Raw genomic sequence first — 20,897 nt, 5'->3', positions numbered from 1 at the left:
GATTTTCTTTCAGCCTCGATAATACGGCCCATGCCCCAAATTCAATTGACTCCCGCGGAGCGCCGGGAACACCGCGCCAATGCCCACCATCTCGACCCCGTGGTGCTGGTGGGCGGCGACGGCCTGACCCCAGCGGTCAAGAAGGAAATCGACGCCGCCCTGAATGCCCACGGGCTCATCAAGGTTCGCGTTTTCAACGACGACCGCACCGCGCGGGAGCAGATGTACCAGGAACTCGCCGCCGACCTGAACGCGGCGCCGATCCAGCACATCGGCAAACTGCTGGTGCTCTGGCGTCCGCAGCCGCCCAAGGCCCGCACGGTCGACGAGGACCGCATGCCCGGGCCGCGCGACGTCAAGGTGCTCAAGTTCAGCAAGCGCGGCGGCCAGCGCCCCGAGATCAAGCAACTGCGCGTGCTGGGGAACCAGCGCCTCACCTCGGGCGGCCAGATCAAGCGCGCCAAGCCCAAGCAAAAATCGGTCAAGAAACGCCAGGCTGACTGATGGCTTCCGCGGCAGCCTCTGAAGCCCTTTGCGGCACCGCGGTCCGCACGCGCCACATTCTTTGCATGAAGTGGGGCACGAAATACGGCCCGGAATACATCAACCGGCTGTACGCCATGGTGCGGCGGCACCTGAGCGGCGACTTCCGCTTTGTGTGCCTGACGGATGACAGCACCGGCATCCGCAGCGAGGTCGAGTGCCTTCCCATTCCCCCGCTGGACCTCCCCGCGGGCATTCCGGAGCGCGGCTGGACCAAGCTCGCCACCTTCACCAAGGATCTGCACGGCCTGCGCGGCACGGCACTGTTCCTGGACGTGGACGTGGTCATCACCGGCCCGCTGGACGATTTCTTCACCCTGCCCGGGGAATTCCGGATCATCCACGACTACAAGCGCCCCTGGCGGATCACCGGCAACTCGTCGGTGTACCGCTTCGAGCTGGGCGCGCACCCGGATGTGCTGGAGTACTTTCGCGGCCACTTTGAAGAAATCCGCCGGAAGTTCCGCAATGAACAAGCCTACCTGTCGGACTTTCTGCACCGGCAGGGCAAGCTGCAGTACTGGCCCAAGGAATGGTGCCCCAGCTTCAAGTACCACGGCATTCCGCCGTGGCCCAGCAACTACTGGCGTGCACCGTTTGTTCCCGTGGGGGCGCGCATCGTGATCTTCCACGGAGAATGCAACCCCCCCGATGCCTTGGCCGGCCGGCGCAACCGCCGGTTCCGCTACATCCGCCCGGCCACCTGGGTGGCAGAGCATTGGCGCGAGTAGGCGGACAAGCTGGCGGGCGGGCCGAAACGCGCTGTGCCGCGCGCTCCGTCAGGCGCCCGGCCCTTCGCCCTGGTGCGCAGAACGCGATGGCCCCGCGCCCAGCGTGCGCCACAGCACGGCCAAGGCGCAACCCCATTGGGCCAGGTACATCACCGTTCCAACGCTGTGCCACAGGCGCAGGTCCTGCCGCGCCACGATGCGCGGCGCCACGCCAAACTGGCTGAGCAGTGCCAGCAGCAGGCCTCCCAGTATAAAAACCATAGCAGCTTGCGCCCATGGTTCCTGGGCTAGCGCCTGTTTTTGCCTTGAAATCAGTAGCAGCACGAGGCCGCAGGCCACGGCCACCCAGGTCTGGGCCGCGAACAGCTGGGCGGCCATGTTGCCCGCCATCGCGGGAGACGGAAGGCGGGCAAACAGCAGCGGCACCACCAGAAAACCGGTGGTGCTCAGGCTGCCCCACCACAGGGCGGCCACGAGGGCCGGAAGACGGGTGCGCAACTGCTGCATGCCGGGTCACTGGTAGCGCACGGCCACCACTTCGTAGCGGCGGATTCCGCCGGGAGCCTGCACCTCGGCCGTATCGCCCTCTTCCTTGCCGATGAGTGCGCGGGCGATGGGGCTGGAGATGTTGATGAGCCCCTGCTTCAGGTCGGCCTCGTCTTCCCCCACGATCTGGTACTTCACGGTGTCGCCGGTGTCCTCGTCTTCGAGCTCGACCGTGGCACCAAAGACCACCTTGCCGCCACCGTCCACGGCGCCGGGGTCGATGATCTGCGCGACGGAGAGCTTGCCTTCGATCTCCTGGATGCGCCCTTCGATGAAGCCCTGCCGGTCCTTGGCGGCATCGTAGTCGGCGTTTTCGCTCAGGTCCCCCTGGGCTCGGGCTTCTGCGATGGCGGCGATCACGGCGGGGCGCTCTACGGTCTTGAGGCGGTGCAGCTCATCCTTGAGCATCTCCGCACCGCGTTTGGTAATGGGAATCGTGGCCATCCTGTTGCGTCTCCATAAGTCAAAACGGTGAAAGCGCCGAAAGCACTTCCACCGGTCAGTCGTCCCTGTCGGGGCCGTGCCTGCATGCACGGCGCCAAAAACAGCGGGTCTACAAAGCGAAACCGCCGCACGTTGCCGCGCGGCGGTGTCTGGTCAAGGGGCGATTATGCCGCCTTTGCCGCGGTTTACGCCACCAGTTGCGCGTGCAGTTCCTGCACCGAGTACACGTCGAGCTTGTCCAGGTACTTCATGCCCTCGACGGCCGCCTCGGCACCGAAGATGGTGGTGAAGGTGGTCACGCGGGCCTGGAGCGACGAGGTGCGGATCGCACGCGAATCGGCGATGGCGTTGCGCCGCTCTTCCACCGTGTTGATGACCATCACAATCTCGTTGTTCTTGATCATGTCCACGATGTGGGGGCGGCCTTCGGTGACCTTGTTGACCACCGCCACCGGCACGCCGGCATCGGCAATGGCGGCAGCCGTGCCCTTGGTGGCCACCAGCTCGAAGCCCAGCGCCACCAGCTGGCGTGCGATGTCGACCGCCCGCGGCTTGTCGCTGTTCTTCACCGTGAGGAACACCTTGCCCGAAGTCGGCAGCTTGGTGCCGGCGCCCAGCTGGCTCTTCACAAAGGCCTCGCCAAAGGTCTTGCCCACGCCCATCACTTCGCCGGTGGACTTCATCTCGGGGCCGAGGATGGTGTCCACGCCCGGGAACTTGACGAACGGGAACACGGCCTCCTTCACGCTGAAGTACGGAGGCGTCACTTCCTTGGTGATGCCTTGCGAAGCCAGCGTCTGGCCTGCCATGCAGCGTGCCGCCACCTTGGCCAGCTGGATGCCCGTGGCCTTGGAGACAAACGGCACCGTGCGCGAAGCGCGGGGGTTCACTTCCAGCACGTAGATCACGTCCTGGCCATCCACCTCCTGGATGGCGAACTGCACGTTCATCAGGCCCACCACATTCAGGCCTTCGGCCATGGCGGCGGACTGGCGCTTGAGCTCGTCCACGGTGGCTTGCTTCAGGTAGTACGGCGGCAGCGAACAGGCCGAGTCACCCGAGTGCACGCCCGCCTGCTCGATGTGCTCCATCACGCCGCCGATGAAGGTCTTGCCTTCGGGGTCGCGCAGGCAGTCCACGTCGCACTCGATGGCGTCGTTCAGGAACCGGTCCAGCAGCACGGGCGAGTCGTTGCTCACCTTGACGGCCTCGCGCATGTAGCGCTCCAGATCGCGCTGCTCGTGCACGATCTCCATCGCACGGCCGCCCAGCACGTAGCTGGGGCGCACCACCAGCGGGTAGCCCAGCGTGGCGGCCTTTTCCAGGGCTTCCGCCTCAGTGCGCGCCGTGGCGTTGGGTGGCTGGCGCAGGCCCAGGTCGCCCAGCAGCTTCTGGAAGCGCTCGCGGTCCTCGGCGGCATCGATCATGTCGGGGCTGGTGCCGATGATCGGCACGCCCTCGGCCTCCAGGCCCAGCGCGAGCTTGAGCGGCGTCTGCCCGCCGTACTGCACGATGACGCCGGCCGGCTTTTCCTTGTCCACGATCTCGAGCACATCTTCAAGCGTGAGCGGCTCGAAGTACAGGCGGTCGGAGGTGTCGTAGTCGGTCGAGACGGTCTCGGGGTTGCAGTTGACCATGATGGGCTCGTAGCCGTCTTCGCGCATGGCCAGCGCAGCGTGCACGCAGCAGTAGTCGAACTCGATGCCCTGGCCGATGCGGTTGGGGCCACCGCCCAGCACCATGATCTTCTTCTTGTTGGTGGGCTCGGCTTCGCACTCTTCCTCATAGGTGGAGTACAGGTAGGCCGTGTTGGTGGCGAATTCCGCGGCGCAGGTGTCCACGCGCTTGTACACGGGGCGCACGTTCAGTGCGCGGCGGGCTTCGCGCACTGCCTTCTCGCTGGTCTTGAGCAGCTTGGCCAGGCGGCGGTCGGAGAACCCCTTCTTCTTGAGCGCGCGCAGCGTGTCGGCGCTCAGCGCTGCCAGCGCCGACGCGCCCTTTTCAGCGGCAAGCTTGTCCAGATCCAGTTCGATCTTCACGATCTCTTCGATCTGCACCAGGAACCACTTGTCGATCTTGGTCAGGTCATGCACCTCGTCCACAGACAGGCCCATGGCGAAGGCGTCGCCCACGTACCAGATGCGCTCGGGGCCAGGCTCGCCCAGCTCCTTTTCGAGCAGTTCGCGGTCCTGGGTCTTCTCGTTCATGCCATCCACGCCCACTTCCAGGCCGCGCAGGGCTTTCTGGAAGGATTCCTGGAAGGTGCGGCCCATGGCCATGACCTCGCCCACCGACTTCATCTGCGTGGTCAGGCGGCTGTCGGCCGTGGGGAATTTCTCGAACGCAAAGCGCGGGATCTTGGTGACCACATAGTCGATGGAAGGCTCGAACGACGCGGGCGTGGCGCCGCCGGTGATCTCGTTCTTCAGCTCGTCCAGCGTGTAGCCCACGGCCAGCTTGGCCGCCACCTTGGCGATGGGGAAGCCCGTGGCCTTGGAGGCGAGCGCCGACGAACGCGACACGCGCGGGTTCATCTCGATCACGATCATGCGGCCATCCTTCGGGTTCACCGAGAACTGCACGTTGGAGCCGCCCGTGTCCACGCCGATCTCGCGCAGCACTGCGAGCGACGCGTTGCGCATGATCTGGTATTCCTTGTCGGTCAGCGTCTGCGCAGGCGCCACGGTGATCGAGTCGCCAGTGTGAACGCCCATGGGGTCCAGGTTTTCGATGGAACAGATGATGATGCAGTTGTCCGCCTTGTCGCGGACCACTTCCATCTCGTACTCCTTCCAGCCGAGCAGCGACTCTTCGATCAGCAGCTCGTTGGTGGGCGAGGCTTCCAGACCGCGCTTGCAGATGGTCTCGAATTCCTCGGGGTTGTACGCAATGCCGCCGCCCGTGCCGCCCAGCGTGAAGCTGGGGCGGATCACGGTGGGGAAGCCCACGTGCTTTTGCACCGCCCAGGCTTCTTCCATGCTGTGGGCAATGCCCGAGCGCGCGGAGCCCAGACCGATCTTGGTCATGGCGTCCTTGAACTTGAGGCGGTCTTCGGCCTTGTCGATGGCCTCGGGGGTCGCGCCGATCAGCTCGACCTTGTACTTGTCGAGCACGCCGTTGCGCCACAGGTCCAGGGCGCAGTTCAGCGCGGTCTGGCCACCCATGGTGGGCAGGATGGCGTCGGGGCGCTCCTTGGCGATGATCTTCTCGACCGTCTGCCAGGTGATGGGCTCGATGTAGGTGACGTCGGCCGTGGCCGGGTCGGTCATGATCGTGGCGGGATTGCTGTTGATCAGGATGACCTTGTAGCCTTCTTCGCGCAAGGCTTTGCAGGCCTGCACGCCGGAATAGTCGAACTCACAGGCCTGGCCGATGATGATCGGGCCGGCGCCGATGATGAGGATGCTTTGGATGTCTGTACGTTTTGGCATGGTGCGTGCGTCGATCAGTCGACCGTGGGTTCGGCTGCCGGTGAGGGGAGGGACGGCGCGGAGGCGGCCGCGTCGGCCACGGCGGAGCGCCGCGTGGCCAGCTTGGCGAGCAGTGCCTCCACCCGTTCGGCGGGAATGTTTTTCTGCATCAGCTGCAGCAGGCCGTCGCCCTGGATCAGCGGGCGCAGGACCTCTTCTTCCGCTTCATAAAACGTCACTTCCCACTCTTGCAGCAGCTCCGCGAACGCAGCGTCGTCCATGGTCTTGCCCTTGGCGACCAGGGTGACCAGGGGCATGGCCTTGTTCTCCACGAACGCCTTCTTGTAGGGCTTCTGGGCCCAGCGCTCGGTAAACCACTCCTTGTGGGGCGAAGGCAGGGTCAGGACGCGCTTGTGGATCGCTTTTTCCAGCGACGCAAGGGGAAAGCTGAACAGTTTCATGGTGGCTATTCCTTGCGGGGCTCAGCCGGCTTTCGCCACGCGCATCGCCTCGGTGAACCGGTCGAAGAGATAGGCGATGTCGTGCGGGCCGGGCGAGGCCTCGGGGTGGCCCTGGAAGCAGAAGGCCGGCTTGTTCTTGTGGACCAGCCCTTGCAGGGTGCCGTCAAACAGGCTGACGTGCGTGGCCCGCAGGTTGGCGGGCAGCGAATCCATGTCCACCGCAAAGCCGTGGTTCTGGCTGGTGATGCTCACGCGGCCGGTGTCCAGGTCTTTGACGGGGTGGTTGGCGCCGTGGTGGCTGTTGGCCATCTTGAAAGTCTTGGCGCCAGCGGCCAGGGCCATGATCTGGTGCCCCAGGCAAATGCCGAAGGTGGGCACACCGCTGTCCACGATGGCACGGGTGGCGGCAATGGCGTAGTCGCAGGGTTCCGGGTCGCCAGGGCCGTTGGAGAGGAACACGCCATCGGGATTCAGGGCCAGCACCTCGACGGCGGGCGTCTTGGCCGGCACCACGGTGACCTTGCAGCCGCGCTCGGCCAGCATGCGCAGGATGTTTTTCTTCACGCCGAAGTCGTAGGCCACCACGTGGAATTGCGGGGCCGTCAGCTCACCGTAGCCGGAGCCGAGCTTCCACTCGGTCTGCGTCCATTCGTAGCGCGACGGGGTGGTGACCACCTGGGCCAGATCCAGGCCGGCCATGTTGGGCGCAGCCTTGGCCTGGGCAATGGCGTCGTCGATCAGCGCCTGCGTGACGGCCTGACCGGCAGCCAGGCCGATGATGGCACCGTTCTGCGCACCCTTGCTGCGCAACAGGCGCGTGAGCTTGCGGGTGTCGATGTTGGCGATGGCGACGGTGTTTTCACGCACCAGGTACTGCGACAGCGTTTCCGACTGGCGGAAGTTGCTGGCCAGCAAGGGCAGGTCTTTGATGATGAGGCCTGCGGCATGGACCTTGTCAGCTTCGATATCTTCGCCATTGACGCCGTAGTTGCCGATGTGCGGATACGTCAACGTGACGATCTGCTGGCAGTAGCTGGGGTCGGTGAGGATTTCCTGGTAGCCGGTGATGGCGGTGTTGAACACCACTTCGCCGACGGTGGTGCCGGTGGCACCGATCGAATTGCCGATAAAGACCGTGCCGTCTGCGAGCGCCAGGATGGCGGGCGGGAAGGTTCCCTGTAGAGACAAAAGCACTGGGTTCTCCGGATGGTTACGGTCGCCCGGCGCCTGCAGTCCACTCGTACGCGTGGCGCACGGAAGTGGGGGTGGCTGCTCTCAGAGGGGTTGTTGCTTTGGGTGCGGTCGGGCGACGCTGTTGCGAGAAAAGCTCCCGATTATATCCTTGCTGCTGCCCCGCACGAAATGCACATCTTGCATAACCCTGCCACCGCGCAGGTGCGAGGCCGGGGCGCAAGCCCGCTGGCCTGCCGCCCGCTCAGCGCGCCGCGCCGCTCGCGTGCAGGCAAATGGCGGCGGCCGCGGCAACGTTCAGCGACTCTTCGCCACCCGGCTGCGCGATGCGGATGCGCAGTGTGGCCTGCGCTTCCAGCACCGGTGAAACCCCCTGCCCTTCGTGCCCCATCACCCAGGCACAGGGCCAGGGCAAGGCAGCGCGGTGCAGCCATTCGCCCTCATGGGAGCTGGTGACCAGCAGCGGCACGCGCAGCGCCTGCAGTGCCGCAGGGTCCAGCCCCTCCAGGAGGTTGAGCGCAAAGTGCGCCCCCATGCCGGCCCGCAGCACCTTGGCAGACCACAAGGCGGCGCTGCCCTTGACCGCCACGACCTGGCGGAAGCCGAAGGCCGAGGCACTGCGCAGGATGGAGCCCACATTGCCCGCGTCCTGCACGCGGTCCAGTACCACCGTGGCGGCGCCAGCGTCCAGCGTCCGCGGCGCGGGCAGGTCCACGATGAAGCCCATGCGCGCAGGCGACTCCAGACCGCTGACATCGGCAAACAGCGCATCGGGGAGCACTATTATTTTAGGAGCTGCTTGCGCCCATTCCACCTGGGCTAGAGGCCAATTTGACTCGCAAAATACGGCCACGGACGGCCGCTGCCCGCGCTCCAGCGCGGCGCGGCACAGATGGTCCCCTTCCAGCCACACCCGGCCCTGCTTGCGGTACGCCGTGCTGTCTTGCGCCAGGCGGCGCAAGTCTTTCACGAAGGCGTTGTCCCGGGAATGAATGGCGGTGACGGCAGGAGAGGTCATGTAAAAAGCTTGCAGCGGGTCAGGCGCTTTGCAGCGTTTCGGCCACGGGTGCGAACGTGCGCCGGTGGTACACGCAGGCGCCGTGCTCGCGCAGGGCGGACAGGTGCAGCGCCGTACCGTACCCCTTGTGTCCGGCAAAGCCGTACTGCGGGTATTCCGCATGCACCTGCTCGCACCAGCGGTCGCGGTGCACCTTGGCCAGGATGGAGGCGGCCGAGATCGAAGGCACCAGGGCGTCGCCCTTGACAATGGCCTCGGCCTGGATGCCCAGCGTGGGAAGGCGGTTGCCGTCCACCAGCACCATCACGGGCTTGAGGCGCAAACCCAGCACGGCACGGCGCATGGCCAAAAGGGTGGCCTGCAGGATGTTGAGCTGATCGATCTCTTCCACGCTGGCTTCGGCGATGCTGCAGCACAGCGCCTTGGCGCGGATTTCGTCGTAGAGCTTCTCGCGCCGCGCGGGCGTGAGCTTCTTGGAATCTGCCAGCCCGGCAATGGGGTTCAGGTCGTCCAGGATCACGGCGGCCGCCACCACCGGCCCCGCCAGCGGACCGCGCCCGGCCTCGTCCACGCCGGCCAGCAGACCGGGCGGCTGCCAGGGAAGGCAGGCTTGCTCAGGCACCTTGGTGGAGGACTTTCTGGATCGCATCGGCAGCCAGTTGGGGAGTGTTGCGAAGCAGGCTTCGGTGCAACGCCTCAAAGCGCTGCTCCAGAGCGGTGATTTTCTCGGGATGGTGCTGGCGAGCATCCAGCCACTGCACGGTGGCCTCGCACAAAGCCTGCGGAGTGGCCGCGTCCTGGATCAGCTCCGGCACCACGAACTCACCCGACAGGATGTTTGGCAGCCCCACCCAGGGTTGCAGCTGCTTGCGCCGCATCAGCCACCAGCTCAACGGGTGCATGTGGTAGCCGATGACCATGGGGCGCTTGAACAAGGCCGCCTCCAGCGTGGCGGTGCCGCTGGCGATGAGCGTGGCATCGCAGGCGGCCAGCACGGCGTGCGACTGCCCGGTGACCACGCGCACCACACCCCGCAGCCCCGCGGCAAGCACCAGTTGTTCGATCCGGCCCTGCAATGCAGGCACGGCGGGAACTATGAATTTTGTAGCAGGCCGCGCTTTATGGATCAGCGCTGCAGCCGCAAAAAAGGGTGGAGCAATGTATTGGATCTCGGCCGACCGGCTGCCCGGCAGGATGGCCAGCACCTCGTCCTCGTCCTCGGCCGCGAGGCCCAGCGCCGTGCGGGCCGCGCTGCGGTCCGGTGCCATGGGGATGACGCTGGCCAGGGGATGCCCCACATAGGTGGCCGCAATGCCATGGCGCGCCAGCAGTTCCGGCTCGAACGGGAAGATGCACAGCACATGGTCGGCGCTGCGCCGGATCTTCTCGACCCGGTGGGCGCGCCATGCCCAGATGGACGGGCAGACAAAGTGCACCGTCTTGATTCCCGCGGCACGCAGGTCGGCCTCCAGCGCGAGGTTGAAATCGGGCGCATCCACGCCAATGAAAACATCGGGCCGCTCGGCCAGCAGGCGCGCGCGCAGCTGCTTGCGGATGCCGAGCAATTCGCGCAGGCGGCGCAGGACTTCAAGGCTGTAGCCGTGCACGGCCAGCTTGTCGCTGGGCCAGCGGGCATCAAAGCCGCGCCGCACCATCTGCGGCCCGCCGATGCCAAAGGACTGCAGCGTCGGCCAGCAGGCCTGGAGCCCATCCAACAGCAGGCCGGCCAGCAGATCGCCAGACGCCTCGCCCGCGACCATCGCGAACCGGGGTTCCACGGCAGTCAGCGGGCAATGCCGCGGGTGGCGGCCGCAAGGAAGCCGCTCATCGCGGCCACGTCCGCTGCGGCATGGGGCGCGGACTGCGCCAGCGCCTCGATCGCGCCGCGCGCTTCAGCCAGCGTGCGCCCCTCACGGTACAGCAGCTTGTGCATCTGCTTGATCACCGCGATGCGCTCATTGCTGAAATCGCGCCGGCGCAAGCCCACGGTGTTGATGCCATGCACCGCGAGCGGGTTGCCGTCCACCAGCAGGAACGGCGGCACGTCCTGCGAGACGGCGCTCGCAAAACCCACCATGGCATGGGCGCCCACCTTCACGAACTGGTGAATGCCAGCCAGGCCACCCACCGTGACCCAGTCGCCCAGCTCCACGTGGCCGCCCAGCGTCGTGTTGTTGGCCAGCGTGGTGTGGTTGCCCACCACGCAATCGTGCGCGATGTGCGTGTAGGCCATGATCCAGTTGTCGCTGCCCACGCGCGTGACGGACTTGTCCTGCACCGTGCCCACATGGAGCGTGCAGAACTCGCGGATCGTGTTGCGGTCGCCGATGACGAGCTCACACGGCTCGTTGCGGTATTTCTTGTCCTGGTTGGCCGCGCCGACCGAGGCAAACTGGAAGATGCGGTTGTCCTGCCCGATCGTGGTGTGCCCTTCCACCACGCAGTGCGGCCCGATGACCGTCCCGGCGCCGACCTTCACGTGCGGGCCGATGACGGTGTAGGGCCCGACCGTGACGGTGGGGTCCAGAACAGCGCCTTCTGCCACCAGGGCAGTGGGATGGATATTGCTCACGTTCGACAACAACCCTTGTCAGCCCACGCTGCGCATGGTGCACATCAGTTCGGCCTCGCAGGCCACATCGTCGCCCACGCTGGCAACGCCCTTGAACTTCCAGATGCCGCCGCGCACGCGGTCGATGGTGATGGACAGCACCAGCTGGTCCCCCGGCTCCACCGGGCGCTTGAAACGCGCACCGTCGATGCCCACGAAATAGTAGATGTTGTTTTCGTCGGGCACCTTGCCCATGGCGTCAAAGGCCAGCAGCCCGGCCGCCTGGGCCAGGGCCTCCAGTATCAGAACGCCCGGCATCACCGGCCGGCCTGGAAAGTGGCCCATGAAGTAAGGCTCGTTGAAGGTCACATTCTTGATGGCCTTGATGCGTGCATTGCTCTCCAGCTCGATCACCTTGTCCACCAGTAGAAACGGGTAGCGGTGGGGCAGTTGCTTGAGAATTGCGTGGATATCCATCATCGAATTGTTCTTCCGTTCATGCTGCTTTCAGTGCCTGCTCCAGCGCCTTGATGCGCTCGCGCAAGCTGTGCAATTGTTTGAGTGTCGCAGCGTTCTTTTCCCAGCGCGCATTGTCGTCGATGGGAAACATGCCGGTGTACTGGCCCGGCTGCGTGAGCGAACGCGTGACCACCGTGGCGGCCGAGATGTGCACATGGTCGGCCAGCTCCAGGTGGCCCAGCACAATCGCCCCGCCACCCACGGTGCAATGGGCGCCAATGGTCGCACTGCCGGCCACGCCCACGCACCCGGCCATGGCCGAGTGCTTTCCGATGCGAACGTTGTGGCCGATCTGGATGAGATTGTCGAGCTTGACGCCGTCTTCGATCTCCGTGTCTTGCAGCGCACCGCGGTCGATGCAGGTGTTGGCACCGATCTCCACGTCGTCGCCGATGCGCACGGCACCCAGCTGCTCGATCTTGACCCAGCGGCCCTGCTCGGGAGCAAAGCCAAAACCATCGGCACCGATCACCACGCCCGCATGCACGATGCAGCGTTCGCCAATGCGGCAGTCCTCGCCCACGGTGACCCGGGACTTCAGCACCGTGCCAGCACCGATGACAGCGCCCCTCTCCACCACGCACAGCGGGCCGATGCTGGCGCTGGGATGCACCTGCGCAGACGGGTCCACCACCGCACTCGGGTGAACGCCGGCTTGGCGCACCCCAGCCGGCCCTTGCTGGCGCCACAGTTGCGTTGCGCGGGCAAAGTACACGTAGGGGTTGTCGGCCACGATGCAGGCCCCGCGTGCCAGTGCCGCGCCCCGCAGCGCGGGCGCCACAATGACACAGGCCGCCCGGGTGGCGGCCAGTTGCTGCTGGTAGCGCGGATTGCTCAGGAAACTGAGGTCACCTGGACCGGCAATCTCCAGGGGCGCGATGCGGGAGATGACCACATCGCGCGCTCCCCCTTCCAGCGTTCCCCCGAGGGCATCGACAATGTCCCCAAGTAGCAGGCTCACGCGCCACCTACCCAGCGCTGCGACGCTGCTGCCTTACTTGCCAGCGGAGGCATTCAGCGCCTTGATCACCTTGTCGGTGATGTCGTGCTTGGGATTGATGTACACCGCCTCTTGCAGGATCACGTCGTACTTCTCGGTCTCGGCAACTTGCTTGACGACCTTGTTGGCACGCTCGAGCACCTGCGAGAGTTCTTCGTTCTTGCGTGCGCTCAGGTCTTCCTGGAATTCACGGCGCTTGCGCTGGAACTCGCGGTCCTGGTCCACCAGCTGGCGCTGACGGGTGGTGCGCTGGCTTTCGGCCATGGTGGGGGCTTCCCGTTCGAACTTTTCGGAGGCGGTCTTCAGGGTATTGCCCATGTCCACCAGCTCCTTCTCACGGCGAGAAAATTCCTGCTCCAGCTTGGCTTGCGCAGCCTTCGCGGTATTGGCCTCGCGGAAGATGCGGTCCGTGTTGACAAACCCAGCCTTGAACTCCTGGGCCTGCACAGGAGCTGCCAGGGCCACCGAGCCCAGCAGCAGGGCCAAAGAAATATGGCGAGAAAAGGATTTCATTAGAAAGACGTTCCGATCTGGAATTGCAGTTTCTGGATTCTATCGCCGGCAAACTTGCGCACCGGTTGCGCAAAGGCCAGGCGCAGCGGACCGAGCGGGGAAATCCAGCTCAAGCCCACACCCACGGAGGAACGCATGTCGCTGAACGAGACCTTCTCGTTCTCTCCGTACACATTGCCCACGTCGACGAAAGTGAAGACACGCAGGGTCCGGTCATTGCCCGCCCCCGGGAAGGGCGCGATCAATTCCGCATTCAGGGTCACCTTCTTGGGGCCGCCCAGCGATGCGCCGGTCACGTCGCGCGGCCCCAGCGTACCTTGGTCAAAGCCGCGCACCGAGCCCAGGCCGCCCGAATAGAAGTTCTTGAACACCGGGAAGGGGCGGCCGTTCAAGCCCTTGCCCAGCCCCAGTTCGCCATTGAAAGCGATGGTGAAGCGCTTGTTGAGGGGCACGTACTGCTGGTACTGGTAGTTCGCGCGCACGTAGCGGGCATCACCCGCCACCGACCACTCGGAGTTCAGGCGCTGGTAGCGGCCCGAATTGGGCGCCAGGGCGCTGTCCCGGTCGTCCCGCGACCAGCCGACGGTCAGGGGAATGGAGGTGCTGCTGTAGCCGAACTGGTCGGCATAGGCCAGGTAGGTCGCGGGGATGTTGGTGCCGGGCTTGATCTTGGTTTGCTCCAGCCCGCCCCCGAAGAACACCGTGTCGGTTTCGCTGAAGGGCACGCCGAAACGCACCGAGGTCCCGGTGGTGACCAACTGGTAGTTGCCACCCTGGTCTTCGTACGGCTTGTCCGTGCGGTAGTACACGTCCAGCGTGCGCGAAATGCCTTCAGGGGTGAAGTACGGGTTGGTGGTGCTGAACACCAGGGTGCGGCGGTACTTGCTGGTATTGACGTCGATGCCCAGGTAGTTGCCCGAGCCAAAGATGTTTTCCTGCTTGATGCCGAAGGACAGCGACACCTTCTCGGCACTGGAGAAGCCCACGCCCATCTGCAGCGAGCCGGTGGGCTTTTCCGCCACGTTGACCACCAGGTCCACCTGATCGGGAGAGCCCGGGACTTCCTGGGTCTCCACGTTCACTTCCGTAAAGAAGCCCAGGCGGTCCACGCGGTCGCGCGAGAGGCGGATCTTCTCGCCGTCGTACCACGAGGCTTCGTACTGGCGGAACTCACGCCGGATCACCTCGTCCCGCGTGCGGTTGTTGCCGCTCACATTGATGCGGCGCACGTAGGCCCGGCGCGACGGCTCGGCCTGCAGGACGAAGGCCACCCGGTTGTTGACGCGGTCGATCTCCGGCACGGCTTCCACGCGCGCAAACGCAAAGCCGAAACGGGAGAAGTATTCGGAAAAGGCCTTGGTGGTTTCGGTGACCTGGTCAGCGTTGTAGGGCTCACCGGCGCGGATCTTGACCAGGGACTTGAACTCGTCCTCGCGGTCCAGGTAGTTGCCCTCCAGCTTCACGCCCGACACCACGTAGCGCTCGCCTTCCGTGACGTTCACGGTGATGGAGATGTCCTGCTTGTCCGGGGAGATGGCCACCTGGGTGGAGTCCACGCGGAACTCCAGATAGCCGCGCTGCAGGTAGTACGAGCGCAGGGTTTCCAGGTCCGCGTTGAGCTTGGCACGCGAGTAACGATCGGACTTGGTGTACCAGCTGAGCCAGCCGCCCGTGTCCTGGTCGAAAAGCCCCGTGAGCGTGGATTCACTGAAAGCCTTGTTGCCCACGATGCGGACTTCCTTGATGCGGGCAGGCTCGCCCTCCACCACGGTGAAGGTCAGGTTCACCCGGTTGCGCTCGATAGGCGTCACGGTCGTGACCACTTCGGCGCCGTACAGGCTCTTGTTGATGTACTGGCGCTTGAGCTCCTGCTCCGCGCGGTCGGTCAGTGCCTTATCGTAGGGCCGTCCCTCGGTCAGGCCCACGTCCCGCATGGCCTTCTTGAGCACGTCCTTGTCGAATTCGCGCGTGCCGGCAAAGTCCACGTCGGCGACGGTCGGGCGCTCTTCCACCACCACGACCAGCACGTTGCCAACGGCCTCCAGGCGCACGTCCTTGAACAGGCCCAGGCCGAACAATGCCCGAATGGCGGCGGCGCCCTTTTCGTCGTTGTAGTCGTCACCGACCCGCAGCGGCATGGACGCAAACACGGTGCCGGGCTCCACGCGCTGCAAGCCTTCGACGCGGATATCCTGCACCTTGAAAGGCTCCAGGGCCCATGCCGCATTGGCGGCAAAAACCATGGCTGCAACGGCCGATGCGGTGCGTACGCCCAGTCGATTGATGTGTTTTTTCATGAATGAAGCGGGTGCCGCGCTTGCAGTGCAAATGCGGCAGAAGTGTTAGCCAAAGAGCCGGGTGATATCGTTGAAGAGGGCGATGGACATCATGAGCAGCAAGACAGCAACGCCTCCACGCTGGAGGCGCTCCATCCAAGCGTCCGAGACCCCCCTGCCGGTCACACCCTCCCAAAGATAATACATCAGGTGCCCCCCGTCCAAGACGGGCAACGGCAGCAGGTTCAACACGCCCAGGCTCACGCTGATCAGGGCGAGGAACATCACGTATTGCGAGATCCCCAGGCTGGCGGAACGGCCCGCGTATTCGGCAATCGTCAAGGGGCCGCTCAGGTTCTTGACCGACGCTTCGCCAATGACCATGCGCGCCATCATGCGAAGCGTGAGCAGGGACACGTCCCAGGTCTTGGCGGCGCCCGCCCAGGCGCCCTCCAGCGCGCCGTATTCCACGGTGACCAGCTCGGGCGCAGCGCCCACGTAGGCGCCAATGCGGCCTACGGTGACGCCAGGTTCCGACTTCACCTCCGGCAGCACCTCCAGCGTGAGCATCTGGCCGGACCGGTCCACGCGCCACGCCTGTGCCAGGGGTTCCTGCCCCCGCACCGACTGGCGGATCAGCTCGCGCAGCTGCTGCCCGTCCACCACGTCGGTTGCACCGATCTTGAGCACCACGTCCCCCTGGCGCAGGCCGGCACGTTGGGCTGCGCCGTCGGGCATGACTTCACCGATCACCGGCCGCGTCCACGGCCCCAGGATGCCGATCTTGCGGAACAGCTGTGCGTCGGCCTCGCGGCTGTCGATGCGGGACATGTCGAGCAGGACTTCCCGGTGCGCGCCTCCGGATTGCGGCTTCACGTCCAGGCGGACGTTGGTGCCCTCCAGGGCGCCACGGGTCAGCAGCCAGCGCAGATCCTCGAACGACCGCACGGGCTCCATGGCATCCGAGCCCAGCGCGGCCTGGGCCACCAGTTCGCCTCCCCGCAGCCCCGCGTTCTGCGCGACGGAGCCAGCCACCGGGCTGGCCAGCACGGCACGGGGCTCGTCCACCCCGCTCCAGTTGACGGCGGAATACAGCAGCACGGCAAGCAGCAGGTTTGCCAGCGGCCCGGCGGCCACGATGGCGGCGCGGGACCGCAACGGCTGGGTGTTGAAGGCCAGGTGCCGCTCTTCGGGTGCCACTGGCGCTTCCCGCTCGTCCAGCATGCGCACATAGCCGCCCAAGGGGAATGCGCCCAACACGAACTCGGTGGGCGAGCCCTTGGGCTGCCAGCGCAGCAGCGGCTGGCCGAACCCGACCGAAAAGCGCAGCACCTTCACGCCGCACGCCACGGCCACGCGGTAGTGCCCGTACTCGTGCACGGCAATCAGGACGCCCAGGGCGACGACAAAGGCAACAACAGTGAGAAGCATGGGCGTCGGGTCGGTACAGGGCGGTGGAGGATCAGGCCGCCAGGCGGTCTGCGGCGCGCTCGGCCGCACTGCGCGCCTGCGCATCCAGATCCAGCAGGGCATCCAGCGAATCCGGCTTGGAGGGCGCGACCGCGTCCAAAGTTGCAAGGTTCACCGCATGAATATGGTCGAACCGCAGCCGGCCTGAGAGGAAGGCGCCCACGGCCACCTCGTTCGCGGCGTTGAGCACCGCCGTCGTGCCTTCGGCCGCCTTGAGCGCCTGCCAGGACAGGTGCAGGCCGGGGAAACGGCGGGCGTCAGCGTCCTCGAACGCCAGCGACGCCAGCTTGGAAAAGTCCAGCCGGCTGGCACCGCTGGCGATGCGCTCGGGCCACGCCAGGCCGCAGGCAATGGGCACGCGCATGTCGGGCGTGCCCAGCTGGGCGAGGATGGATGCGTCTTTGAACTGCACCATCGAGTGGATGATCTGCTGGGGGTGGATCACCACCTTGATCTGGTCAGGGTGCAGATCAAACAGCCAGCGCGCCTCGATCACTTCGAGGGCTTTGTTCATCATCGTGGCGGAATCCACCGAGATCTTGCGCCCCATTGAGAAATTGGGATGCGCGCAGGCCTGGTCGGGGGTGATCTGCGACAGCGTGGCGGGATCGCGCTGGCGGAACGGCCCGCCCGAGGCCGTCAGCAGAATGCAATCGACCCGGTCGGCCCAGGTTGCGGGGTCTTCCGGCAGGCACTGGAAAATGGCGGAATGCTCGCTGTCGATGGGCAGCAGCGTGGCGCCGCCCGAACGCACCGTCTGCATGAACAGGCCACCGCCCACCACCAGGGCTTCCTTGTTGGCCAGCAGCAGGCGCTTGCCCGCCCGCGCCGCAGCCAGGCAGGGCGCCAGGCCCGCCGCACCGACGATGGCGGCCATGACCGCATCCACGTCCGGATGGCTTGCTATCACTTCAATAGCATCTTGCGCTTGCAGGACCTGCGTTGGAAGCCCATTTGCCTCGATTTTTTCAGCCAGCACCTGCGCGTGGGCTGGGCTGGCCATCACGGCAAAGCGGGGCTTGAACTGGGCGCACTGGGCCAGCAGCAGGTCCACCTGGGTGGCCGCACTCAGCGCAAACACCTCGAAGCGCTCGGGATGGCGGGCCACCACGTCCAGCGTGCTGGTGCCGATGGATCCCGTGGAACCCAGTACCGTCAGTCGTTGTTTCATCATTGCGTTGTCAGGCTGGTGAGCATCATGGCCAGGGGCAGCGTGGGCAGCAAGGCATCCACCCGGTCGAGCACGCCGCCGTGCCCGGGCAGCAGGCCGCTGCTGTCCTTGACGCCGGCGCTGCGCTTGATGAGCGACTCCACCAGATCGCCGGAGACGCTCATGGCCACCATGAACAGTGCCGCAATCACCAGCAGCCACCACCCTTGCTGCGCCATGCGGGTGTAGAAGCTGGGCACCGCTGCCTGCCAATGGGTGTCGGCCGCAACCCAGGCAAACGCCAGCACCATGACGCCCGCCAGCCCGCCCCACACCCCTTCCCAGCTCTTGCCGGGGCTGATGGAGGGCGCGAGCTTGCCCTTGGTGAAACGCAGGCCGAAGGCGCGCCCGGCGAAGTAGGCAAAGATGTCAGCCACCCACACCAGTACCAGCACCGACAGCAGAAAGTTGATGCCGACCTTGCGCGCCTGCACCACGGCCAGCCAGGCCAGCCACAAGGCCAGCACGCCGGCCACCAGGCGCACGGCCGAGGGGATCCGCGGCCAACCGGGCACGCCCGCCCGCAGCAGCCAGGCCGCCGCCAGCACCCAGAGGCCGCCCCCGGCGACCCACAGGCCCGGCAAGGGCCGGTCCAGCCACCCGCCAGCCCACGAAAGGGCGCACAGCGCCACGCAGGCCGCGCCCACGGCGAGGGAGCCCGCAGAACCGAACCCGCTCAGGCGCCCCCACTCCCACGCACCCGCCGCCATGAGCACCAGCACCACCAGGGTGAAGGGCTCCGTGGAGGTGTAGAAAAGTGCGGGCAGCAGAATGGCCAGCAACACCAGGGCCGTGATAACGCGCTGTTTGAGCATGGGGCCTTTCAGAACCAGTTGAACGTCTTGGGGCGGCGCACCACCCGCTCTCAGCCCGGCATCGGTTGGGGTTGCGCCGCCAGGATCTGTTCGGAGGTTTTGCCAAAACGGCGCTCGCGGCTCGCAAAGGCCGCGATGGCTTCGTCCAGCGCCGATTCGTCGAAATCCGGCCACAGCCGGTCGCTGAAGTAGAACTCGGAGTATGCCGCCTGCCACAGCAGGAAATTGCTGATCCGCATTTCTCCGCCGGTGCGGATCACCAGGTCGGGGTCGGCTACATGGGCCAGGCCCATCGTAGCATTCAGGCTGGCTTCGGTGATCGGTTCGCCCCGCGACGCCAGCACGGCGGCGGCCTGTGCGATGTCCCAGCGCCCGCCATAGTTGAAACACACATTGAGCACGAGGCGGGTGTTCTCCGCCGTGGCGGCCTCCGCCTGGGCCAGGCCCTCACGCACCTTGGACGAAAGCGTGGCGCGCTCCCCCACGAAGTGCAGCCGTACTCCGTCTTTCTTCAACTGCGGCACTTCGCGCGCCAGCGCCTTGGCCAGCAGTTCCATCAACCCCGACACCTCGTCGGCGGGCCGGTTCCAGTTTTCGGAGGAGAAGGCGAAGACGGTCAACACCCCCACGCCGCGGTCCACGCAGGCGCGTGCGCAGCGGCGCAGGGAATCCACCCCTTGCTTGTGACCCGCCAGGCGGGGCAGAAAGCGGCGCGTCGCCCAGCGGCCGTTGCCATCCATGACGATGGCGATGTGGTGGGGCACCCCGGGATTTTTGGACATGGAAACGGTCAAGCCCCGGGGGCTCAAACGGCCATGATTTCCTGCTCTTTGGCGGACACCAGCGCATCGATCTCGGCGATGTGCTTGTCGGTGAACTTCTGCACGTCGGCTTCCGCACGCTTCTGATCGTCTTCCGAGGCGAGCTTGTCCTTCACCAGCTTCTTGACGGCTTCGTTGGCATCGCGGCGCAGGTTGCGCACGGCGATCTTGGCGCCCTCGCCCTCGTTGCGCGCCAGCTTGGTCATTTCCTTGCGGCGCTCTTCGCTCATGGGCGGCATGGGCACGCGGATCAGGTCGCCCATGGAGGCGGGGTTCAGGCCCAGGTCGCTTTCGCGGATGGCCTTCTCGATCTTGGCGCCCATGCCCTTTTCCCAGGGCTGGACGCTGATGGTGCGCGCATCGATCAGCGCCACATTGGCCACCTGGGAGAGGGGCACCATCGAGCCGTAGTACTCCACCTGCACGGCGTCGAGCAGCGCGGGGTTCGCGCGCCCGGTGCGGATCTTCGCCAGGTTGTTCTTGAACGCGGTGATGGACTGGTCCATCTTGGTTTCTGCGTTTTTCTTGATGTCGGCAATCGTCATGTTTTTCTCCTGGGGCCGGCCCGCATTTCGCGCAGGCCCTGCAACGTCGTCAAGCGTAAACCAGCGTACCTTCGTCTTCACCCATCACCACGCGCTTGAGGGCGCCATGCTTGACGATGGAGAACACCCGCACGGGAAGCTTCTGGTCCCGGCACAGTGCGAACGCGGTGGCATCCATGATGCCCAGGTTGCGGGACATGGCTTCGTCGAAGCTGAGCTTCGTGTAGCGCGTGGCCGCAGGGTCTTTCTGGGGGTCGGCAGTATAAACGCCGTCCACCTTGGTGGCCTTGAGCACCACTTCGGCGCCGATCTCGGCCCCGCGCAGCGCGGCGGCGGTGTCGGTGGTGAAAAAGGGGTTGCCCGTGCCCGCGGCGAACACGACCACCTTGCCCTCTTCCAGGTACTGCAACGCCTTGGGGCGCACATAGGGCTCCACCACCTGCTCGATGGCGATGGCGGACATCACGCGGGCGGTGAGCCCCTGCTTGTCCATGGCATCGGCCAGGGCCAGCGCGTTCATGACGGTGGCCAGCATGCCCATGTAGTCGGCGGTGGCGCGGTCCATGCCCACGGAGCCGCCCGCCACGCCGCGGAAGATGTTGCCCCCACCGATCACCACCGCCACCTGGACGCCCAGGCGGGTGACTTCGGCAATCTCCTCGACCATCCGGACAATGGTGGCGCGGTTGATGCCGAAGGAGTCCTCCCCCATCAGCGCCTCACCAGACAGCTTGAGCAGGATGCGCTTGTGGGCTGGTGCGGCGTGGGACATGGGCGATTTCTCCAAAGGCAATACGGCAGTGAACGGCGGTGGGAACAAACGGGACGGTACT

21 protein-coding genes are annotated in these 20,897 nt (G+C 65.6%); 2 read left to right on the top strand and 19 right to left on the bottom strand.

The window, feature by feature from the left end:
* Window positions 1–30: 30 nt before the first annotated feature.
* Both LWW96_RS06185 and LWW96_RS06180 read left to right on the top strand, forming a co-directional pair.
* Complete coding sequence (locus LWW96_RS06185; protein WP_291485073.1) at window positions 31–504, top strand: YhbY family RNA-binding protein; 474 nt, start codon at window positions 31–33, stop codon at window positions 502–504.
* Window positions 504–1,274, top strand: coding sequence for a glycosyltransferase (locus LWW96_RS06180; RefSeq protein ID WP_291485071.1), 771 nt, complete (start codon window positions 504–506; stop codon window positions 1,272–1,274). The genes LWW96_RS06185 and LWW96_RS06180 overlap by 1 nt, the downstream gene beginning before the upstream one ends.
* A gap of 48 nt (window positions 1,275–1,322) precedes the next feature.
* Here LWW96_RS06180 and LWW96_RS06175 read toward each other — a convergent pair whose 3' ends face one another.
* The 19 genes from LWW96_RS06175 to pyrH form a co-directional block, all read right to left on the bottom strand.
* Window positions 1,323–1,772 (bottom strand): DUF4149 domain-containing protein, encoded by a 450-nt coding sequence (locus tag LWW96_RS06175; protein WP_291485209.1) that lies wholly within the window; start codon window positions 1,770–1,772, stop codon window positions 1,323–1,325.
* Between the two features lie 15 nt (window positions 1,773–1,787).
* Window positions 1,788–2,264 (bottom strand): transcription elongation factor GreA, encoded by a 477-nt coding sequence (greA, locus tag LWW96_RS06170; protein ID WP_291485069.1) that lies wholly within the window; start codon window positions 2,262–2,264, stop codon window positions 1,788–1,790.
* 185 nt (window positions 2,265–2,449) lie between these two features.
* Window positions 2,450–5,695: a carbamoyl-phosphate synthase large subunit gene (carB, locus tag LWW96_RS06165; protein WP_291485067.1), complete on the bottom strand. Its 3,246-nt coding sequence runs from the start codon at window positions 5,693–5,695 to the stop codon at window positions 2,450–2,452.
* Window positions 5,696–5,709: 14 nt separating this feature from the next.
* The gene (locus LWW96_RS06160) at window positions 5,710–6,135 is read right to left on the bottom strand and encodes a hypothetical protein (RefSeq protein ID WP_291485065.1); all 426 of its coding nucleotides are present in this window, start codon (window positions 6,133–6,135) and stop codon (window positions 5,710–5,712) included.
* Window positions 6,136–6,156: 21 nt separating this feature from the next.
* A complete protein-coding gene (gene carA, locus LWW96_RS06155) occupies window positions 6,157–7,329 on the bottom strand; it encodes a glutamine-hydrolyzing carbamoyl-phosphate synthase small subunit (RefSeq protein WP_291485064.1) in 1,173 nt (390 codons plus the stop codon).
* 241 nt (window positions 7,330–7,570) lie between these two features.
* Complete coding sequence (locus tag LWW96_RS06150; protein ID WP_291485063.1) at window positions 7,571–8,344, bottom strand: RNA methyltransferase; 774 nt, start codon at window positions 8,342–8,344, stop codon at window positions 7,571–7,573.
* Window positions 8,345–8,363: 19 nt separating this feature from the next.
* Window positions 8,364–8,993, bottom strand: coding sequence for a ribonuclease HII (rnhB, locus tag LWW96_RS06145; protein WP_291485062.1), 630 nt, complete (start codon window positions 8,991–8,993; stop codon window positions 8,364–8,366).
* On the bottom strand, window positions 8,959–10,104 hold the full coding sequence (gene lpxB / locus LWW96_RS06140) for a lipid-A-disaccharide synthase (RefSeq protein ID WP_291485207.1): 1,146 nt from the start codon (window positions 10,102–10,104) through the stop codon (window positions 8,959–8,961). The genes rnhB and lpxB overlap by 35 nt, the downstream gene beginning before the upstream one ends.
* Before the next feature lie 23 nt (window positions 10,105–10,127).
* On the bottom strand, window positions 10,128–10,916 hold the full coding sequence (gene lpxA, locus LWW96_RS06135) for an acyl-ACP--UDP-N-acetylglucosamine O-acyltransferase (RefSeq protein WP_291485061.1): 789 nt from the start codon (window positions 10,914–10,916) through the stop codon (window positions 10,128–10,130).
* Between the two features lie 18 nt (window positions 10,917–10,934).
* Window positions 10,935–11,375, bottom strand: a complete 441-nt coding sequence (fabZ, locus tag LWW96_RS06130) for a 3-hydroxyacyl-ACP dehydratase FabZ (RefSeq protein WP_291485059.1) — start codon at window positions 11,373–11,375, stop codon at window positions 10,935–10,937.
* 16 nt (window positions 11,376–11,391) lie between these two features.
* Window positions 11,392–12,375: a UDP-3-O-(3-hydroxymyristoyl)glucosamine N-acyltransferase gene (lpxD, locus tag LWW96_RS06125; protein WP_291485057.1), complete on the bottom strand. Its 984-nt coding sequence runs from the start codon at window positions 12,373–12,375 to the stop codon at window positions 11,392–11,394.
* A gap of 33 nt (window positions 12,376–12,408) precedes the next feature.
* Window positions 12,409–12,927: an OmpH family outer membrane protein gene (locus LWW96_RS06120; protein WP_291485055.1), complete on the bottom strand. Its 519-nt coding sequence runs from the start codon at window positions 12,925–12,927 to the stop codon at window positions 12,409–12,411.
* Window positions 12,927–15,224: an outer membrane protein assembly factor BamA gene (gene bamA / locus LWW96_RS06115; protein WP_291485053.1), complete on the bottom strand. Its 2,298-nt coding sequence runs from the start codon at window positions 15,222–15,224 to the stop codon at window positions 12,927–12,929. The genes LWW96_RS06120 and bamA overlap by 1 nt, the downstream gene beginning before the upstream one ends.
* A 45-nt stretch (window positions 15,225–15,269) precedes the next feature.
* Complete coding sequence (gene rseP, locus LWW96_RS06110) at window positions 15,270–16,634, bottom strand: RIP metalloprotease RseP (RefSeq protein WP_291485051.1); 1,365 nt, start codon at window positions 16,632–16,634, stop codon at window positions 15,270–15,272.
* Window positions 16,635–16,665: 31 nt separating this feature from the next.
* The gene (gene ispC / locus LWW96_RS06105; RefSeq protein ID WP_291485049.1) at window positions 16,666–17,844 is read right to left on the bottom strand and encodes a 1-deoxy-D-xylulose-5-phosphate reductoisomerase; all 1,179 of its coding nucleotides are present in this window, start codon (window positions 17,842–17,844) and stop codon (window positions 16,666–16,668) included.
* Complete coding sequence (locus tag LWW96_RS06100; protein WP_291485046.1) at window positions 17,844–18,698, bottom strand: phosphatidate cytidylyltransferase; 855 nt, start codon at window positions 18,696–18,698, stop codon at window positions 17,844–17,846. The genes ispC and LWW96_RS06100 overlap by 1 nt, the downstream gene beginning before the upstream one ends.
* 50 nt (window positions 18,699–18,748) lie before the next feature.
* On the bottom strand, window positions 18,749–19,480 hold the full coding sequence (gene uppS, locus LWW96_RS06095; RefSeq protein ID WP_291485045.1) for a polyprenyl diphosphate synthase: 732 nt from the start codon (window positions 19,478–19,480) through the stop codon (window positions 18,749–18,751).
* A 23-nt stretch (window positions 19,481–19,503) separates the two neighbouring features.
* Window positions 19,504–20,064, bottom strand: a complete 561-nt coding sequence (gene frr, locus LWW96_RS06090; RefSeq protein ID WP_291485043.1) for a ribosome recycling factor — start codon at window positions 20,062–20,064, stop codon at window positions 19,504–19,506.
* Window positions 20,065–20,113: 49 nt separating this feature from the next.
* On the bottom strand, window positions 20,114–20,836 hold the full coding sequence (gene pyrH, locus LWW96_RS06085) for a UMP kinase (RefSeq protein ID WP_291485041.1): 723 nt from the start codon (window positions 20,834–20,836) through the stop codon (window positions 20,114–20,116).
* Window positions 20,837–20,897: the final 61 nt, after the last annotated feature.

The sequence above is a fragment of the Acidovorax sp. genome, assembly GCF_021287135.1.
Classification (GTDB): domain Bacteria; phylum Pseudomonadota; class Gammaproteobacteria; order Burkholderiales; family Burkholderiaceae_C; genus Acidovorax.
Note: the sequence above shows the minus strand (reverse complement) of the source record. Positions and strands in the feature narration are given on the sequence as shown.

Excerpts from the sequence above, each read along its gene's own strand:
- rnhB (WP_291485062.1), bottom strand. The coding sequence starts at position 8,993 with ATGCGATCCAGAAAGTCCTCCACCAAGGTGCCTGAGCAAGCCTGCCTT.
- LWW96_RS06185 (WP_291485073.1), top strand. The coding sequence starts at position 31 with ATGCCCCAAATTCAATTGACTCCCGCGGAGCGCCGGGAACACCGCGCC.
- lpxB (WP_291485207.1), bottom strand. The coding sequence starts at position 10,104 with ATGGTCGCGGGCGAGGCGTCTGGCGATCTGCTGGCCGGCCTGCTGTTG.
- LWW96_RS06150 (WP_291485063.1), bottom strand. The coding sequence starts at position 8,344 with ATGACCTCTCCTGCCGTCACCGCCATTCATTCCCGGGACAACGCCTTC.
- greA (WP_291485069.1), bottom strand. The coding sequence starts at position 2,264 with ATGGCCACGATTCCCATTACCAAACGCGGTGCGGAGATGCTCAAGGAT.
- LWW96_RS06100 (WP_291485046.1), bottom strand. The coding sequence starts at position 18,698 with ATGCTCAAACAGCGCGTTATCACGGCCCTGGTGTTGCTGGCCATTCTG.
- fabZ (WP_291485059.1), bottom strand. The coding sequence starts at position 11,375 with ATGATGGATATCCACGCAATTCTCAAGCAACTGCCCCACCGCTACCCG.
- rseP (WP_291485051.1), bottom strand. The coding sequence starts at position 16,634 with ATGCTTCTCACTGTTGTTGCCTTTGTCGTCGCCCTGGGCGTCCTGATT.
- ispC (WP_291485049.1), bottom strand. The coding sequence starts at position 17,844 with ATGAAACAACGACTGACGGTACTGGGTTCCACGGGATCCATCGGCACC.
- LWW96_RS06160 (WP_291485065.1), bottom strand. The coding sequence starts at position 6,135 with ATGAAACTGTTCAGCTTTCCCCTTGCGTCGCTGGAAAAAGCGATCCAC.
- uppS (WP_291485045.1), bottom strand. The coding sequence starts at position 19,480 with ATGTCCAAAAATCCCGGGGTGCCCCACCACATCGCCATCGTCATGGAT.
- LWW96_RS06120 (WP_291485055.1), bottom strand. The coding sequence starts at position 12,927 with ATGAAATCCTTTTCTCGCCATATTTCTTTGGCCCTGCTGCTGGGCTCG.
- bamA (WP_291485053.1), bottom strand. The coding sequence starts at position 15,224 with ATGAAAAAACACATCAATCGACTGGGCGTACGCACCGCATCGGCCGTT.
- frr (WP_291485043.1), bottom strand. The coding sequence starts at position 20,064 with ATGACGATTGCCGACATCAAGAAAAACGCAGAAACCAAGATGGACCAG.
- carB (WP_291485067.1), bottom strand. The coding sequence starts at position 5,695 with ATGCCAAAACGTACAGACATCCAAAGCATCCTCATCATCGGCGCCGGC.
- LWW96_RS06180 (WP_291485071.1), top strand. The coding sequence starts at position 504 with ATGGCTTCCGCGGCAGCCTCTGAAGCCCTTTGCGGCACCGCGGTCCGC.
- pyrH (WP_291485041.1), bottom strand. The coding sequence starts at position 20,836 with ATGTCCCACGCCGCACCAGCCCACAAGCGCATCCTGCTCAAGCTGTCT.